The 16863-nt window shown below is 72.7% G+C and carries 12 protein-coding genes; 1 reads left to right on the top strand and 11 read right to left on the bottom strand.

The genetic code is table 11. The features are described from left to right. Positions 1–133: 133 nt before the first annotated feature. Positions 134–1144, bottom strand: coding sequence for a polyprenyl synthetase family protein (locus HCK00_RS20965; RefSeq protein WP_168103574.1), 1011 nt, complete (start codon positions 1142–1144; stop codon positions 134–136). A gap of 750 nt (positions 1145–1894) precedes the next feature. On the opposite strand from HCK00_RS20965, the gene fahA reads away from it, so the two are divergent. Then, a complete protein-coding gene (fahA, locus tag HCK00_RS20960) occupies positions 1895–3121 on the top strand; it encodes a fumarylacetoacetase (protein ID WP_168103573.1) in 1227 nt (408 codons plus the stop codon). 399 nt (positions 3122–3520) lie between these two features. Here the strand turns inward: fahA and nuoN are convergent, their stop codons facing one another. The 10 genes from nuoN to nuoE are packed head-to-tail and all read right to left on the bottom strand — an operon-like array spanning position 3521 to position 16830. Beyond that, on the bottom strand, positions 3521–5173 hold the full coding sequence (gene nuoN, locus HCK00_RS20955) for an NADH-quinone oxidoreductase subunit NuoN (protein WP_168103572.1): 1653 nt from the start codon (positions 5171–5173) through the stop codon (positions 3521–3523). Next, complete coding sequence (locus HCK00_RS20950) at positions 5170–6798, bottom strand: NADH-quinone oxidoreductase subunit M (RefSeq protein WP_168103571.1); 1629 nt, start codon at positions 6796–6798, stop codon at positions 5170–5172. The genes nuoN and HCK00_RS20950 overlap by 4 nt, the downstream gene beginning before the upstream one ends. Before the next feature lies 1 nt (position 6799). Next, the gene (nuoL, locus tag HCK00_RS20945; RefSeq protein ID WP_168103570.1) at positions 6800–8740 is read right to left on the bottom strand and encodes an NADH-quinone oxidoreductase subunit L; all 1941 of its coding nucleotides are present in this window, start codon (positions 8738–8740) and stop codon (positions 6800–6802) included. A 12-nt stretch (positions 8741–8752) separates the two neighbouring features. Beyond that, positions 8753–9052, bottom strand: a complete 300-nt coding sequence (gene nuoK, locus HCK00_RS20940) for an NADH-quinone oxidoreductase subunit NuoK (RefSeq protein WP_168103569.1) — start codon at positions 9050–9052, stop codon at positions 8753–8755. After that, the gene (locus HCK00_RS20935; protein WP_168103568.1) at positions 9049–9873 is read right to left on the bottom strand and encodes an NADH-quinone oxidoreductase subunit J; all 825 of its coding nucleotides are present in this window, start codon (positions 9871–9873) and stop codon (positions 9049–9051) included. The genes nuoK and HCK00_RS20935 overlap by 4 nt, the downstream gene beginning before the upstream one ends. Beyond that, positions 9870–10481 (bottom strand): NADH-quinone oxidoreductase subunit NuoI, encoded by a 612-nt coding sequence (nuoI, locus tag HCK00_RS20930; RefSeq protein ID WP_168103567.1) that lies wholly within the window; start codon positions 10479–10481, stop codon positions 9870–9872. The genes HCK00_RS20935 and nuoI overlap by 4 nt, the downstream gene beginning before the upstream one ends. Beyond that, entirely contained in the window at positions 10471–11955 is a 1485-nt protein-coding gene (gene nuoH, locus HCK00_RS20925) for an NADH-quinone oxidoreductase subunit NuoH (protein WP_311765416.1), read from the bottom strand. The genes nuoI and nuoH overlap by 11 nt, the downstream gene beginning before the upstream one ends. After that, positions 11952–14558, bottom strand: coding sequence for an NADH-quinone oxidoreductase subunit G (locus tag HCK00_RS20920; RefSeq protein WP_168103566.1), 2607 nt, complete (start codon positions 14556–14558; stop codon positions 11952–11954). Before HCK00_RS20920 ends, nuoH begins: the two co-directional genes overlap by 4 nt. Next, entirely contained in the window at positions 14555–15946 is a 1392-nt protein-coding gene (gene nuoF, locus HCK00_RS20915) for an NADH-quinone oxidoreductase subunit NuoF (RefSeq protein ID WP_240965861.1), read from the bottom strand. The genes HCK00_RS20920 and nuoF overlap by 4 nt, the downstream gene beginning before the upstream one ends. Further along, the gene (nuoE, locus tag HCK00_RS20910; protein WP_168103621.1) at positions 15943–16830 is read right to left on the bottom strand and encodes an NADH-quinone oxidoreductase subunit NuoE; all 888 of its coding nucleotides are present in this window, start codon (positions 16828–16830) and stop codon (positions 15943–15945) included. Before nuoE ends, nuoF begins: the two co-directional genes overlap by 4 nt. Positions 16831–16863: the final 33 nt, after the last annotated feature.

Genomic DNA, 16863 nt, shown 5'->3' with positions numbered 1-16863 from the left:
GGGGCGTCCCCCACCGGACCCAACTCCGGATCCACCCAGGGGAGGAGACGCCGCCCCCCGCGGGCCGCGGACGTACCACCAGGGGCGCACCGGCCCCTAGGGGGCGGTGCGGCGAGGGGACACCGGAACGGTCCTAACCCGCCCGGTGCACCACGGTGTCGCACAGGCTCTCCAGGGCCGCCTTCGCCGGGACGTCCGGCAGCGGGCCGAGGGTGGCGCGGGCTTCCTCGGCGAAGCGCACCGTGTCCCGGCGCGCCTGCTCCAGCGCGGGGTGGACGCGCAGCCGGCGCAGTGCCTCGCCGACCGCCGCGTCCGCGCTGAGGTCGCCGTCGAGGAGCGCGCACAGCTCGCGGTCCTCGGACCGGCCGTGGCGGTCGGCCGCCGCGCGCAGATGCAGGACGGGCAGGGTGGGGATGCCTTCGCGGAGGTCGGTGCCGGGCGTCTTCCCCGACTCGTGGCTGTCGCTGGCGATGTCCAGGACGTCGTCGGCGAGCTGGAAGGCGGTGCCGAGCCGCTCGCCGTACTGGGTGAGGATGTCCACGGTCCGCTCGTCGGCCCCGGACATCAGGGCGCCGAACCGGCCGGCGACGGCGATCAGCGAGCCGGTCTTGCCGGCGATCACGTCCAGGTAGTGGGCGATCGGGTCGCGTCCGGCTCCGGGGCCCGCGGTCTCCAGGATCTGCCCGGTGACCAGCCGCTCGAACGCCTCGGCCTGGATGCGGACGGCCTCCGGCCCGAGGTCGGCCAGGATGTGGGAGGCGCGGGCGAAGAGGAAGTCGCCGGTGAGGACGGCCACGGAGTTGTCCCAGTTGGCGTTGGCGCTGGGCACCCCGCGCCGCACGGCGGCCTCGTCCATCACGTCGTCGTGGTACAGCGTGGCGAGATGCGTCAGTTCCACGACCACCGCGGAGGGCACGATCCCCGGCGCGTGCGGGTCGCCGAACCGGGCGGCGAGCAGCACCAGGAGCGGGCGGAACCGCTTGCCACCGGCGCGCATCAGATGCTGCGCGGCCTCGGTGATGAACGGCACGCCACTCTTGGTGGCCTCCAGCAGCCCTTCCTCGACAGCCGCCAACCCGGCCTGGACATCGGATTCCAGAGCCTGGTCCCGCACGCTCAGCCCGAGGGGCCCGACGACGGTCACGAAGGGTTCTCCTGTCTGCGGACGACCACACGGATCACCGGGGACCCGTGGAATGTCTGTCTATCGCTCTCTCGGCCAGTACCATCACCCGCAGCGTATCCGGTCGCCCGACGATCACCACGGGCGGCCGTGGTCCGCGCGCGATCGCCCGGGAACCCTTCCCTCCGCACCCCGCCGCACGCCACCGCCCGGTTCCCCGGCGTGTGTTCTCGGTCACTCCCGGCGTTCGCCCGCCGCCGTTCCGGCCCGCGGGCGGACAGCGGCGGCGGCGCCGGGTGACCGGCGCCCGGCCCACGGCAACCACCCGCGCCCGCACCCCACTCCGGTCCCCGGCCGCCCGGCCGTCGGGGGCCGTCGCGGGATCGCCCGCACCGTGCCGGCATCCCGGCACGCGCCGGGACCGCCGGACCTCTCCGGCCACCCTGTCCCGCCGGCCCGCACGGCCGCTCCCCGCGCCGTAATCTGTGGCCCACGCCCGGCCCCGGGGACGTGATCCGGACGTCCCGGACGGCACCGGGCCCAAGGAAGACCCCACGCCCCAGGACCCCCTCCACATCCCCGGACGGCACGAACCGCACGAACCGCAGGGACGGTTACGCCGACCCGGTCCACCCGGCCCCCGGACGACGCACAGCACGCAAATCAAGCAGAACCACGCAGACCAGCAGACCACGCAGACAGGCAGTCCCGGTGACCCCGGCGACCCGGCGGCCCGGACGGCCCAGGCGATTTGAAGGCGAGGCAGTGCCCATGCCCCAGCAGGATCCGTTCGATCTCGCCGGAGCCGGCGGACAGGCCGGCGGGGAGCGCGTTCCGCACCATCTGCCCTACGGCGTCTTCACCACCCCCGACGAGCCCGGCCGCCGCCGCATCGGCGTCCGCCACGGCGACCGGGTCCTGGACGTCCACACCGCCGCCACCGCGCTCGGCTCCCCGCACGCCGACATCCTGGCCCACCCGACGCTCAACCCGCTGATGGCGGCGGGCCGCCCCGTCTGGCAGGCGGTGCGCTCCAGTGTGACGACCTGGGTGGGGTATCCGGCCATCGAACCGTTCCTCCACCCGCTCGACCGGGTGACCCTCCACCTCCCGTTCGAGGTCGCCGACTACGCGGACTTCTACTCGAGCGAGCACCACGCGACCAACGTCGGCCGGATCTTCCGCCCGCAGGGCGCCGCGCTTCCGCCCAACTGGAAGCATCTGCCCATCGGTTACCACGGGCGGGCGGGCACGGTGGTGGTCTCCGGCACCCCGGTGATCCGCCCCGCCGGCCAGCGGCGGGCGGCGGACTCCCCCGGCCCGGTCTTCGGCCCCACGCAACGGCTGGACATCGAGGCCGAGGTCGCCTTCGTCGTCGGCACGCCCTCCCGGCCGGGCGAACGGGTGCCGCTCGCCGACTTCCCCGAGCACGTCTTCGGGGTCTGCCTGCTCAACGACTGGTCGGCGCGGGACATCCAGTCCTGGGAGTACCTGCCCCTCGGCCCGTTCCTCGGCAAGTCCTTCGCCACCTCCGTCTCCCCCTGGATCACCCCGCTGGACGCGCTGGACGCGGCCCGCGTGGCCCCGCCCGTCCGCGACCCGGAGCCGCTGCCGTACCTGGACGACCGGGCGGAGCCGGAACCGGGCGGGTTCGACATCCGCCTGGCGGTGACGGTCAACGGGCACACCGTCGCGGAGCCGCCGTTCTCCACCATGTACTGGACGGCCGCCCAGCAGCTCGCCCATCTCACGGTGAACGGCGCCACGTTGCGCACCGGCGACCTCTTCGCCTCCGGGACGGTCAGCGGCCCGGAGCCGCACCAGCGCGGCTGCCTGCTGGAACTCACCTGGGACGGCCGCGAGCCGCTGGACCTGCCCGGCGGCAAACGGACCTACCTGGAGGACGGCGACGAGGTGACGATCAGCGGCTGGGCCCCGGGCCCGGAGGGCACCCGGATCATCCTCGGCGAGGTCACGGGCCGGGTCGTCGCGGCCTGACGGCCCCCGGCCGCCTGGTTCCCGCGCCACGGCATCCCCTTCGTGGAATCCCCGCCGGGGCCCGGCCCGGCGCTCCCCCGGCGTCCGGCCTCCGAGCGGCGGCACCCACGATCCCCCGCGTCCCGGTGTCCCCGCGTCCCGGTGTCCCGGTGTCCCGGTGTCCCGGTGTCCGCGGGTCCGCGGGTCCGCGGGTCCGCGGGTCTCCGGCCAGCCGGCCCCTCGATCCGAGCGCGCCCGGCCCACGGGTGGTCCCCCGCCCGCGGCACGCGCACCACCCCGGCACACGGCGGCGGGCCGCCGCCCCTCCCCGCGGGCCGGGGTACTCCCCCGGAGCAGGTGAGGTGCGACGGCCCGCCGTGCGGCCGTACCGGGCGGGGCCCGGGGCGGGTCGAAGAAGCGTCAGCGCACGAAGACCCCCGCCTGTCCCGCCAGGTCCAGGAAGTACTGCGGGGCCACCCCGAGCACCACGGTGACGGCCACACCCACCGCGATGGCCGTGGTCGTCAGCGCGCTGGGCACCGCGACCGACGGGCCGCCCGGCTGCGGCTCGTTGAAGAACATCAGCACGATGACGCGGATGTAGAAGAACGCCGCGATGGCCGAGGAGACCACGCCGACCACGACCAGCGCCCCCGCGCCACCCTCCGCCGCCGCCTTGAACACCGCGAACTTGCCCGTGAACCCGGAGGTCAGCGGGATGCCCGCGAAGGCCAGCAGGAAGATCGCGAAGACCGCGGCGACCAGCGGCGAACGCCGGCCGAGCCCCACCCACTTCGACAGGTGCGTGGCCTCGCCGCCCGCGTCCCGCACCAGCGTCACCACCGCGAAGGCGCCGAGGGTGACGAAGGAGTAGGCCAGCAGGTAGAAGAGGACCGAGGAGATCCCCGAGGGCGTCGTGGCCACCACACCGGCCAGGATGAACCCGGCGTGGGCGATGGAGGAGTAGGCCAGCAGCCGCTTCACGTCGGTCTGGGTGACGGCCACGATCGCGCCGACCAGCATCGTGACGATCACGACGCCCCACATCACCGGCCGCCAGTCCCAGCGCAGCCCCGGCAGCACCACGTAGAGGATCCGCAGCAGCGCGCCGAACGCCGCGACCTTGGTGGCCGCCGCCATGAAGCCGGTGACCGGGGTCGGGGCGCCCTGGTAGACGTCCGGGGTCCACATGTGGAACGGCACCGCGCCGACCTTGAACAGCAGTCCCATCAGGATCAGCGCCCCGCCGATCAGCAGCAGCGCGTCGTTGCCCATGGTGTCCGCCACCGAGGGCTCCACCTGCTGGAGGTCGCCGGAGATCACCTGGGCGATGCCACCGTAGGTGACGGTGCCCGCGTAGCCGTACATCAGCGCGGTGCCGAACAGCAGGAAGGCGGAGGCGAAGGCGCCCAGCAGGAAGTACTTGACCGCCGCCTCCTGCGACAGCAGCCGCTGCCGGCGGGCCAGCGCGCAGAGCACGTACAGCGGGAGCGAGAAGACCTCCAGCGCCACGAAGAGCGTCAGCAGGTCGTTCGCCGCCGGGAAGACCAGCAGGCCGGCCACCGCGAACAGCAGGATCGGGAAGACCTCGGTGGTGGTGAACCCGGCCTTCACCGCCGCCTGTTCGGCGGCGCCGCCGGGGGTCGCCGCCGCCTGGGCGGCGAAGGAGTCCACCCGTTTGCCGTGCGCCGCCGGGTCCAGCCTCCGCTCCGCGAAGGTGAGCACGGCGACCAGCGCCACCAGCAGCACCGTGCCCTGGAGGAAGAGCGCGGGGCCGTCCACGGCCAGCGAGCCCATCCCCGCGACCAGGGCCTTCGTCGTGCCGTGGCCGCCGGCCGCCAGCCCGATGACGGAGGCCAGCGCCGAGGCCAGCGCGACCGCCGCCAGCAGGGTCTGCGTGTGGTAGCGGGCCCGGCGCGGCAGGAACGCCTCGACGAGGATGCCGAGGACCGCCGCGCCGACGACGATCAGAATCGGCGCGAGCTGGGCGTACTCGATCTCCGGCGCCTGGACGTTCAGCGGCTCCTCGGCCGAGAGCGTCCACAGGCTGTGGACGGATGCCATGGGGCTCACTTGGCGGCCTCCAGATCTTGTGCCGGGACGTCGGGCCGGGGGTCGGTCTTCCGCACGTCCGACAAGGTGTGTTCGACGGCCGGGTTGACGATCTCCGTCAGCGGCCGGGGGAAGACCCCGAGGAAGATCAGCAGTGCGATCAGCGGCGCGGCGACGGCCAGTTCCCGCGGGCGCAGATCGGGCATCCGCCCCAGCGACTCCTTCACCGGGCCGGTCATCGTGCGCTGGTAGAGCACCAGGACGTAGAGCGCGGCGAGGACGATGCCGGCGGTGGCGATGATCCCGATCACCGGGTAGCGGCTGAACGTGCCGACGAGAACCAGGAACTCACTGACGAACGGGGCGAGCCCCGGCAGCGACAGCGTGGCCAGGCCGCCGATGAGGAAGGTGCCGGCCAGCACCGGCGCGACCTTCTGCACCCCGCCGTAGTCGGCGATGAGCCGGGAGCCGCGCCGCGAGATCAGGAACCCCGCGACCAGCATCAGCACGGCGGTGGAGATGCCGTGGTTGACCATGTAGAGGGTCGCCCCGCTCTGGCCCTGGCTGGTCATCGCGAAGATGCCCAGCACGATGAAGCCGAAGTGCGACACCGAGGCGTAGGCGATCAGCCGCTTGATGTCCCGCTGGCCGACGGCGAGCAGCGCCCCGTAGACGATGCTGATCAGGGCCAGCACCAGGATGACCGGGGTCGCCCAGTCGCTGGCCCCGGGGAAGAGGCCGAGGCAGAAGCGGAGCATGGCGAAGGTGCCGACCTTGTCCATCACCGCGGTGATCAGGACGGCCACCGGCGCCGTCGACTCGCCCATGGCGTTGGGCAGCCAGGTGTGCAGCGGCCACAGCGGCGCCTTGATCGCGAAGGCGAAGAAGAAGCCGAGGAAGAGCAGCCGCTCGGTGGTGACGGCCATCTCCAGCTCGCCGGCGGCGCGCGCCTCCACGATCCGCTGGAGCGAGAAGGTGCCTTCGCCGAGCTGGTCGGCGGTGACGGCGTAGAGGCCGACGACCGCGGCGAGCATGATCAGACCGCCCGCCAGGTTGTAGAGGAGGAACTTCACCGCGGCGTAGGTGCGCTGCTTCGCCGCCTCCTCGTCGCTCTGGGCGTGCGCCCGGTCCCCGAAGCCCCCGATGAGGAAGTACATCGGGATGAGCATGGCCTCGAAGAAGATGTAGAAGAGGAAGACGTCGGTCGCGGCGAAGGAGATGATCACCATCGCCTCGACCATGAGGATCAGCGCGAAGAAGCCCTGCACCGGGCGCCAGCGGCGGCCGGGGCGGTCCCCGCCGGCGCCCTCCGCCTCCTCGGCGGGGTCGGCGTCCCGCCAGCCCGCGAGGATGATGAAGGGCATCAGCAGCGCCGTCAGGCCGATCAGGGCGGCGCCGATCCCGTCCACGCCGAGTTCGTAGCGGACGCCGAAGTCGGCGATCCAGGCGTGGGACTCGGTGAGCTGGTACCGGTCGCCGCCCGGCTCGAAGCGGGCCAGCACGACGCCCGCCAGCACCAGGGTGCCCAGCGACGCGATCAGCGCCGTCCACTTGGCGGCGGTGCGCCGCGCGGCGGGCACGGCCGCCGTGGCGATCGCGCCGGCCGCGGGCAGCACGGCCGCGGCCGTCAGCAGGGGAAACGACATATCAGACCGCCCTCATCAGCAGGGTCGCGGCGATCAGGACCGCCGTACCGCCGAACATCGAGACCGCGTAGGAGCGGACGAACCCGTTCTGGACCCGCCGCATCCGGCCGGAGAGCCCGCCGACCGCGGCGGCCGTGCCGTTGACGAGGCCGTCCACACCCTTGTTGTCCACGTAGACCAGGCCGCGGGTCAGGTACTCGCCGGGCTTGACCAGCGCGACGTGGTTGAAGTCGTCCTGGAGCAGATCGCGGCGGGCCGCCCGGGTGAGCAGCGAGCCGCGCGGCGCGGTGACCGGGACGGGCTTCCGGCCGTACTGGAGCCAGGCCAGCGCCACGCCGATCAGCAGCACGACGACGGTGGCACCGGTGACGGCCGCCGCGCTCAGCGGCGAATGGCCGTGGTCGTGCCCGGTGACCGGCTCCAGCCAGTGCAGGAAGGAGCTGTTCCAGCTGAAGAGGCCACCGGCGAAGACGGAGCCGAAGGCCAGCACGATCATGGGGATCGTCATGGACTTCGGGGACTCGTGCGGATGCGGCGTCGCGTGCTCGCCGGAGGTCTCGGCGGCGGGCTCCACGTCGGGCGCGGCCGGGGACGGGGTGGAGCCCCAGCGCTTCTCGCCGAAGAAGGTGAGCAGCATGACCCGGGTCATGTAGTACGCGGTGAGCGCCGCGCCCAGCAGCGCGACCCCGCCGAGGATCCAGCCCTCGGTGCCGCCCTTGGCGAAGGCCGCCTCGATGATCTTGTCCTTGGACCAGAAGCCGGAGAGCCCGGGGAAGCCGATGATCGCCAGATAGCCGAGGCCGAAGGTGACGAAGGTGACCGGCATGTACTTCCGCAGGCCCCCGTACTTCCGCATGTCCACCTCGTCGTTCATGCCGTGCATGACCGAACCGGCGCCGAGGAAGAGCCCGGCCTTGAAGAAGCCGTGGGTGACCAGGTGCATGATCGCGAAGACGTAGCCGATCGGGCCGAGGCCCGCGGCCAGCACCATGTAGCCGATCTGCGACATCGTCGAGCCGGCCAGCGCCTTCTTGATGTCGTCCTTCGCACAACCGACGATCGCACCGAAGATCAGCGTGACGGCGCCGACGATGGCGACGACGAGCTGGGCGTCCGGGGAGCCGTTGAAGATCGCCCCGGAACGCGTGATCAGGTAGACGCCCGCGGTCACCATGGTCGCGGCGTGGATCAGCGCGGAGACCGGGGTCGGGCCCTCCATCGCGTCCCCCAGCCAGGACTGCAACGGCACCTGCGCCGACTTGCCGCAGGCGGCGAGGAGCAGCATCAGGCCGATGGCCGTCAGCATCCCCTCGGAGGTGTCCCCCGCCGACTCGAGCACCGGGCCGAAGGCGAAGGTGCCGAAGGTGGTGAACATCAGCATGATCGCGATGGAGAGGCCGATGTCACCGACCCGGTTGACCAGGAACGCCTTCTTCGCCGCGGTGGCCGCGCTCGGCTTGTGCTGCCAGAACCCGATCAGCAGGTACGAGGCCAGGCCGACGCCCTCCCAGCCCGCGTAGAGCAGCAGGTAGTTGTCGGCGAGCACGAGCAGCAGCATCGCCGCCAGGAAGAGGTTGAGATAGCCGAAGAATCGGCGGCGCCGGGGGTCGTGCTCCATGTAGCCGATCGAGTAGATGTGGATCAGCGAACCCACACCGGTGATCAGCAGCACGAAGGTCATCGACAGCTGGTCCAGCTGGAAGGCGACATCCGCCTGGAACCCCTCGACGGGGACCCAGCTGAACAGGTGCTGGTGCAGGGCGCGGTCCTCGGCCCCCCGGCCCAGCATGCCGGCGAAGAGCACCACGCCGACGGCGAAGGAGGCCGCCGCGAGCGCCGTGCCGATCCAGTGCCCGGCGCGGTCCAGCCGCCGGCCGCCGCAGAGCAGCACGGCCGCGCCGAGCAACGGCGCCGCGACGAGCAGTCCGATGAGGTTCTCCACTTCTTCGACCCCTTACAGCTTCATCAGAGAGGCGTCATCGACCGAGGCCGAGTGGCGGGTGCGGAAGAGCATCACGATGATCGCCAGACCGACGACGACCTCCGCCGCGGCGACCACCATCGTGAAGAAGGCGATGATCTGGCCGTCGAGGTTGCCGTGCATCCGGGAGAAGGCGACCAGCGTCAGGTTGCAGGCGTTGAGCATCAGCTCCACGCACATGAACACCACGATGGCGTTCCGCCGCAGGAGCACCCCGGCGGCGCCGATGGTGAAGAGCAGGGCCGCCAGGTATACGTAGTTCATCGGGTTCACTTGCCGGCCTCCTCAGGGCTCGCGTCCCGGCGCTCCAGGCGCACCTCGGAACGCCGCTCCAGCGCCGCCAGTTCGGCCAGCGCCTCCCCGGAGACGTCCCGCACCTGCCCACGGGCGCGCAGGGTGGGGTTGACGGTGAGCTCGGAGGGCGTGCCGTCCGGCAGCAGACCGGGGATGTCCACGGCGTTGTGCCGGGCGTAGACACCGGGCGCGGGCAGCGGCGGCACCTGGGTGCCCTCGCGGACCCGGCGCTCGGCCAGCTCCCGCTGGCTGGGCATCCGCTCGGTGCGCTCCCGGTGGGTGAGCACCATCGCGCCCACCGCGGCCGTGATCAGCAGGGCGCCGGTCAGCTCGAAGGCGAAGACGTAGCGGGTGAAGATCAGTTCGGCGAGTCCCTGGACGTTGCCGGCGGCGTTGGCCGTGGCGAGTCCGGTGGAGGTGGTCACCGAGGCGTTGCCGATGCCGGCGATCAGGAGGATGCCGAAGCCGAGGCCGCAGAGGGCGGCCAGCCAGCGCTGGCCCTTCAGTGTCTCCGTGAGGGAGTCGGCGGCGGTGACGCCGACCAGCATCACCACGAACAGGAACAGCATCATGATCGCGCCGGTGTAGACGACGATCTGCACGACGCCGAGGAAGTAGGCGCCGTTGGCCAGGTAGAACACGGCCAGGATGATCATGGTTCCGGCGAGGCAGAGGGCGGAGTGCACCGCCCTCCGCAGCAGGACCGTGGCGAGCGCGCCCACCACGGCGACGGTGCCCAGGATCCAGAACTGGACGGCCTCCCCGGTGGAGGTCGCGGCGGCCAGGGTGGCGGCGTTCATCGGTCGATCACCTGCTCCGAGGCCGGTTCGCCCGGACCGAAGTCGGAGGCGGCGTCCTGCGGCATCTCGCCCTTGGAGACGGCCGGCTGGCGCTCCGTCCCCGGGGCGGCCTCGGTGACGAGCCCCTGGTAGTAGTCCTGCTCGGTCATGCCCGGGAAGATGGCGTGCGGGGTGTCGACCATGCCCTCGCGCAATCCGGCGAGCAGCTCGTCCTTGGTGAAGATGAGCGACTCACGGGTGCGGTCGGCGAGTTCGTACTCGTTGGTCATGGTCAGCGCGCGGGTGGGGCACGCCTCCACGCACAGGCCGCACAGGATGCAGCGCAGGTAGTTGATCTGGTAGACGCGGCCGTACCGCTCACCGGGTGAGTAGCGCTCCTCCTCGGTGTTGTCGGCGCCCTCCACATAGATGGCGTCGGCGGGGCAGGCCCAGGCGCACAGTTCGCAGCCGACGCACTTCTCCAGCCCGTCCGGGTGGCGGTTGAGCTGGTGCCGGCCGTGGAACCGGGGGGCCGTGGGCTTCTTCTGCTCGGGGTACTGCTCGGTCAGCCGCTTCGTGAACATGGCCTTGAAGGTCACGCCGAAACCGGCCACGGGGTTATCGGGCATCGCCGGCCTCCTCTCCGTCGGTCGCGTCGGTCGCGTCGGTCGCGTCGGTGGCACCGGTCGCGCCAGTCGCGCCGGTGGCGTCTCTCGCGTCGTCCGTCCCGCCCGCGCCGGCGCCGACCGGCACGGGCTGCCGCTCGTGCCGGGGGCGGCGGCGCGGTACGGGCGGCAGGGTCTGCCCGGGCATCGGCGGTACGGGGGAGCCGCCCGCCATCGGGTCGAACTCGCCCTCGCCGCCCCGGCCCCCGCCGTCCGGTTCCTCCGGTTCGCCCTTGCCCCGGAAGAGGTCGGCGACGAAGGACAGCAGCAGCACCGTGAGGGTGGCGCCGGCCACGTAGAAGGCGATCTCCTGGAAGTCGAAGTTCTCGTTCCGCAGGGCCCGGACGGTGGCGACCATCATCAGCCAGACCATCGCGAGCGGGATGAGGACCTTCCAGCCCAGCTTCATGAGCTGGTCGTAGCGGACCCGGGGGAGGGTGCCGCGCAGCCAGATGAAGCCGAAGAGCAGCAGGTTGAGCTTGAGGACGAACCAGAGCATCGGCCACCAGCCGTGGTTCGCCCCCTCCCAGAAGGTGGAGACCGGCCACGGGGCGCGCCAGCCACCGAGGAAGAGGGTCACGGCGACGGCGGCGACGGTGACCATGTTGATGTACTCGGCGAGCATGAACATCGCGAACTTGATCGACGAGTACTCGGTGTTGAAACCGCCGACCAGGTCGCCCTCGGACTCCGGCATGTCGAACGGCGCCCGGTTGACCTCACCGACCATCGACACGATGTAGATCAGGAACGAGACCGGCAGCAGCACGACGAACCAGCGGTCCGTCTGCGCGTCGACGATCGCGGAGGTGGACATCGAGCCGGAGTAGAGGAAGACCGCCGCGAAGGAGAGGCCCATCGCGATCTCGTAGGAGATCACCTGGGCGACCGAGCGCATGCCGCCGAGCAACGGGTACGTCGATCCCGAGGACCAGCCGGCCAGCACCAGGCCGTAGATGCCGACGGAGGCCGTGGCCAGGATGTACAGGACCGCGATCGGCAGGTCCGTGAGCTGCATCGCGGTGCGCTGACCGAAGATCGACACCTCGTTGCCGGGCGGGCCGAAGGGGATCACCGCGATGGCCATGAAGGCGGGGATCGCGGCGACGACCGGCGCCAGCACGTAGACGACCTTGTCCGCGCGCTTGACGATCACGTCTTCCTTCAGCATCAGCTTGATGCCGTCGGCGAGCGACTGCAGGAGTCCCCAGGGGCCGTGCCGGTTCGGGCCGATGCGCCGCTGCATCCAGGCGACGACCTTGCGCTCCCACACGATGGAGAAGAGCACGGTCACCATGACGAAGGCGAAGCAGAACACCGCCTTGACCACGACCAGCCACCAGGGGTCGCCGCCGAACACCGAGAGGTCCTCGGCGGCGAGGTGCACGGCCTGGCCGCCGCCCCCGCCGGCCGCGGCCCACAGCGATTCGGAACTCACGAGCGCACCTCCTGGGCATCGGTGCCCGGCGCGGCGGCGGCCGCGGCGAGCCGGACCAGCTCACCGGGGCGGGCCCCGGTGTCGGCCAGGACACCGCCGCCGGCCGAGTTCAGCGGGAGCCACACCACGCGGTCGGGCATCTCGGTGATCGCCAGCGGCAGTTCGACGGAGCCCGCCGGGCCGGATACGCGCACCGGCTCACCCTCCGCGAGGCCCGCCTCGGCGGCGGTGGCGGCGGAGAGCCGGGCGACGGCCGCGTGCCGGGTGCCGGCCAGCGCCTCGTCGCCGTCCTGGAGCCGGCCCCGGTCGAGCAGCAGCCGGTGACCTGCGAGGACGGCCTCCCCGGCGGACGGGCGGGGCGTGGAACGGCCGGAGCCACCCGCCGCGCCGCCGTACCCGGAGGCACCGGGGCCGGCCGGCAGGGCGCCGGCCCAGCCGCCGAGGTGGTCCATCTCCCGGCGGACGGCCGCCAGGTCGGGCAGCGCCAGCCGGGCCGCGGCGCGGCCGGTGGCGCTCTCGCCGTCCCGGAGGTCGGCGACGGCGTCCGCCAGCATGTGCAGCACCCGGCTGTCGGCGACGACGTGGCGCCGCGTCATCTGGTCGGGCTTGATCGCCGCCTCGAACATCCGGGCGCGGCCCTCCCAGTTGAGGAAGGTGCCGGCCTTCTCGGCGACGGCGGCGACCGGCAGCACCACGTCGGCCCGCTCGGTGACCTCCGAGGGCCGCAGCTCCAGGCTGACCAGGAAGCCGGCCTCGTCCAGCGCGCGCCGCGCCAGCGCCGGGTCCGGCAGGTCCGTGACCTCCACACCGCCGACGACCAGCGCCGCCAGCTCACCGGTGGCGGCCGCCTGGACGATCTCGCCGGTGTCCCGGCCCAGCCGGTGCGGGAGTTCGGCCGCGGAGATCCCCCAGGCGGTGGCGGTCTCCTCGCGGGCGCGCGGGTCGGTGGCGGGCCGGCCGCCGGGCAGCAGCCCGGGCAGCGCGCCCGCCTCGACCGCGCCGCGCTCCCCGGCCCGGCGCGGGATCCACACCAGCGCGGCACCGGTGGCGGTGGCGGCCCGTACGGCGGCGGAGAGCGCGCCGGGCGAGGCGGCCAGCCGCTCGCCGACGACGATCACCGCGCCCTCCGCGCGCAGGGCCTCCGCGGCGGCGGGCCCCTCCCCCTCCAGTCCGACCCGGCCGGCGAGGGCGTCCAGCCACTCCGCCTCGGTGCCGGGCGCGGCGGGCAGCAGGACGCCGCCCGCCTTCCGCAGGCCGGGGGTGGCGTACGGGGCGAGGGCGAAGGTCCGCTGCCCGTGCTTGCGCATCGCCTTGCGGAGCCGCAGGAAGACGCCGGGGGCCTCCTCCTCGGACTCGAAACCGGCGAGCAGGACGGCCGGGGCCTTCTCCAGCGCCGTGTGGGTGACGCCCGTGCCGTCCAGGTCCCGGCCGCGGCCGGCGACCCGGGTGGCCAGGAAGTCGGCCTCCTCGGCGGAGTGCACGCGGGCCCGGAAGTCGACGTCGTTGGTGTCCAGGACGAGCCGGGCGAACTTGGCGTAGGCGTAGGCGTCCTCGGCGGTGAGCCGGCCGCCGGCCAGCACCCCGGTACGGCCGCGGGCGGCGGCGAGGCCGCGGGCCGCCGCCTCCAGCGCCTCGGGCCAGCTCGCCGGCCGCAGCTCACCGCTGTCCGCGTCCCGCACCAGCGGGGTCGTGAGCCGGTCGGGGCGCTGCGCGTAGCGGAACGCGAAGCGTCCCTTGTCGCACAGCCACTCCTCGTTGACCTCCGGGTCGTGCGCGGCGAGGCGCCGCATCACCTTGCCGCGCCGGTGGTCGGTGCGGGTGGCGCAGCCGCTCGAGCAGTGCTCGCAGACGCTGGGCGAGGAGACCAGGTCGAACGGGCGGGAGCGGAACCGGTAGGCGGCGGAGGTGAGCGCGCCGACCGGGCAGATCTGGATGGTGTTGCCGGAGAAGTAGGACTGGAACGGGACGTCCTCGGCGGTGCCGACCTGCTGGAGCGCGCCGCGCTCCAGCAGCTCGATCATCGGGTCGCCGGCGATCTCCTTGGAGAAGCGGGTGCAGCGGGCGCAGAGCACACAGCGCTCGCGGTCCAGCAGCACCTGGGTGGAGATGGGCACGGGCTTGGCGAAGGTCCGCTTCACCCCCTCGAAGCGGGTGTCGGCCTGGCCGGTGCTCATCGCCTGGTTCTGCAGCGGGCACTCGCCGCCCTTGTCGCAGACCGGGCAGTCCAGCGGGTGGTTGATGAGGAGGAACTCCATCACCCCGCGCTGGGACTTCTCCGCCACGGGGGAGGTGAGCTGAGTGCGGACCACCATCCCGTCCGTACAGGTGATCGTGCAGGAGGCCATGGGCTTGCGCTGGCCCTCGACCTCGACCATGCACTGCCGGCAGGCGCCGACGGGATCGAGGAGGGGGTGGTCGCAGAAGCGCGGGATCTCCAGGCCGAGCTGCTCGGCGGCGCGGATGACGAGGGTGCCCTTGGGCACGCTGGTCTCGATGCCGTCGATGGTGAGCGTGACGAGGTCCTCCGGCGCGACGGCCGCCTCACCGCTTCCGGAGGAACCCGCGGCGGAGCCGCTGTTGGACGCTGCGGCGGTGACGGTCATGCGTTCACCTCCAGGTGAGAGGTCGTGGGGCCGTCGGCCCAGAGGGTGGCGCGGGCCGGGTCGAAGGGGCAGCCCTTGCCGGTGATGTGCTGCTCGTACTCCTCGCGGAAGTACTGGAGCGAGGAGAAGATCGGGGAGGCCGCGCCGTCGCCGAGGGCGCAGAACGACTTGCCGTTGATGTTGTCGGCGATGTCGTTGAGCTTGTCGAGGTCGGACTCCTTGCCCTTGCCCGCCTCGATGTCCCGCAGCAGCTGGACGAGCCAGAAGGTGCCCTCGCGGCAGGGGGTGCACTTGCCGCAGGACTCGTGGGCGTAGAACTCGGTCCAGCGGGTGACGGCGCGGACCACGCAGGTGGTCTCGTCGAAGCACTGCAACGCCTTGGTGCCGAGCATGGAGCCGGCGGCGCCGACGCCCTCGTAGTCCAGCGGGACGTCGAGGTGCTGGTCGGTGAGGATCGGCGTGGACGAGCCGCCGGGCGTCCAGAACTTCAGCCGGTGGCCGGGGCGCATCCCGCCGCTTATGTCGAGCAGCTGGCGGAGCGTGATGCCGAGCGGCGCCTCGTACTGGCCGGGGCGGGCGACGTGGCCGGAGAGCGAGTAGAGCGTGAAGCCCGGGGACTTCTCGCTGCCCATCGAGCGGAACCACTCCTTGCCGCGCTGGAAGATCGCGGGCACGGAGGCGATCGACTCGACGTTGTTCACCACCGTGGGGCAGGCGTAGAGGCCGGCCACCGCGGGGAACGGCGGCCGCAGCCGGGGCTGGCCGCGGCGCCCCTCCAGGGAGTCCAGCAGCGCCGTCTCCTCACCGCAGATGTACGCGCCGGCGCCGGCGTGCACGGTGATGTCCAGCGGCGGCAGCTCACCCAGGCCCAGCTTGCCCCGCTGTTCGGCGGTGCCGAGGTACCCCGCCTCGTACGCCTCGCGCACCGCCTCGTGCAGCCGGCGGAGTACGGGAACCGTCTCCCCCCGCAGATAGATGAAGGCGTGGCTGGAGCGGATCGCGTGGCACGCGATCACCATGCCCTCGATGAGGGAGTGCGGGTTGGCGTAGAGGAGCGGGATGTCCTTGCAGGTGCCGGGCTCGGACTCGTCGGCGTTGACGACGAGGTAGTGCGGCTTGCCGTCGCCCTGCGGGATGAACTGCCACTTCATGCCGGTGGGGAAGCCCGCGCCGCCGCGGCCGCGCAGCCCGGCGTCCTTGACGTAGGCGATCACGTCGTCGGGCGGCAGGGCCAGGGCCTTGCGCATCCCGTCGTAGCCCTGGTGGCGCCGGTAGGTCTCCAGGGTCCAGGACTCGGGCTCGTCCCAGAACGCGGAGAGCACGGGCGCGAGCAGCTTTTCCAGGCCCATACCGTCTCCGTTCCCGTCGGTGGGGGCGACCGCGGTCATCGCTCGCCCTCCTCGGATCCCTCGGACGCCGGGGCGGCCGGGTTGGCCGGGTCCGACTCGGCGGTCTCCTGCGGGGCGTCGTGGGAGCTGGGGTGGGTGTCCCGCGCGGTGCCGGGGGCCGCCTCGGCGGCGCCGTGCGTCCCCGCCGCGCCGGACGCGCCGGACGTGCCGGACGTGCCGGACGTGCCGCTGACGGAGGTCTCGCCGCGCGGCGGCACCACGCGGGGCGCCTCCGGCTCGCCCTTGGCCAGCCGGAGCCCGGCCAGGGTGGCGGGCCCGCCGCTGCCGCCCTCGGTGACGGCGCCGGGCCGGGGGTCGGGGAAGCCGGCGAGCACCCGGGCGGTCTCCCGGAAGGTGCACAGCCTGGCGCCCCGGGTGGGCGCGACGGGACGGCCCGCCCGCAGGTCGTCGACGAGGGCCTTGGCGGAGTCCGGGGTCTGGTTGTCGAAGAACTCCCAGTTGACCATCACCACGGGGGCGTAGTCGCAGGCCGCGTTGCACTCGATGTGCTCCAGCGTGACCTTGCCGTCCTCGGTGGTCTCCTGGTTGCCCACCTGGAGGTGGCTCTTGAGCTCGTCGAAGATGGCGTCGCCGCCCATGACCGCGCAGAGGGTGTTGGTGCAGACCCCCACCTGGTAGTCGCCCGACGGCTTGCGCCGGTACATCGAGTAGAAGGTGGAGACAGCGGTGACCTCGGCGGTGGTGAGGTCCAGCAGCTCGGCGCAGAAGCGGACGCCGGTGCGGGTGACGTGGCCCTCCTCGGACTGCACCAGGTGGAGCAGGGGCAGCAGCGCGGAACGGCTGTCGGGGTAGCGGGCGATCACCTCCCGGGCGTCCGTCTCCAGCCGGGCCCGGACCTCGGCCGGGTAGTCCGGCGCCGGCATCTCGGGGATGCCGAGCGCCACGTCGCGGTTCGC

Origin of the sequence: Streptomyces zingiberis (genome assembly GCF_012034935.1) — a bacterium.
GTDB lineage: Bacteria > Actinomycetota > Actinomycetes > Streptomycetales > Streptomycetaceae > Streptomyces > Streptomyces zingiberis.
This window is presented reverse-complemented; position numbering and strand designations above follow the sequence as displayed.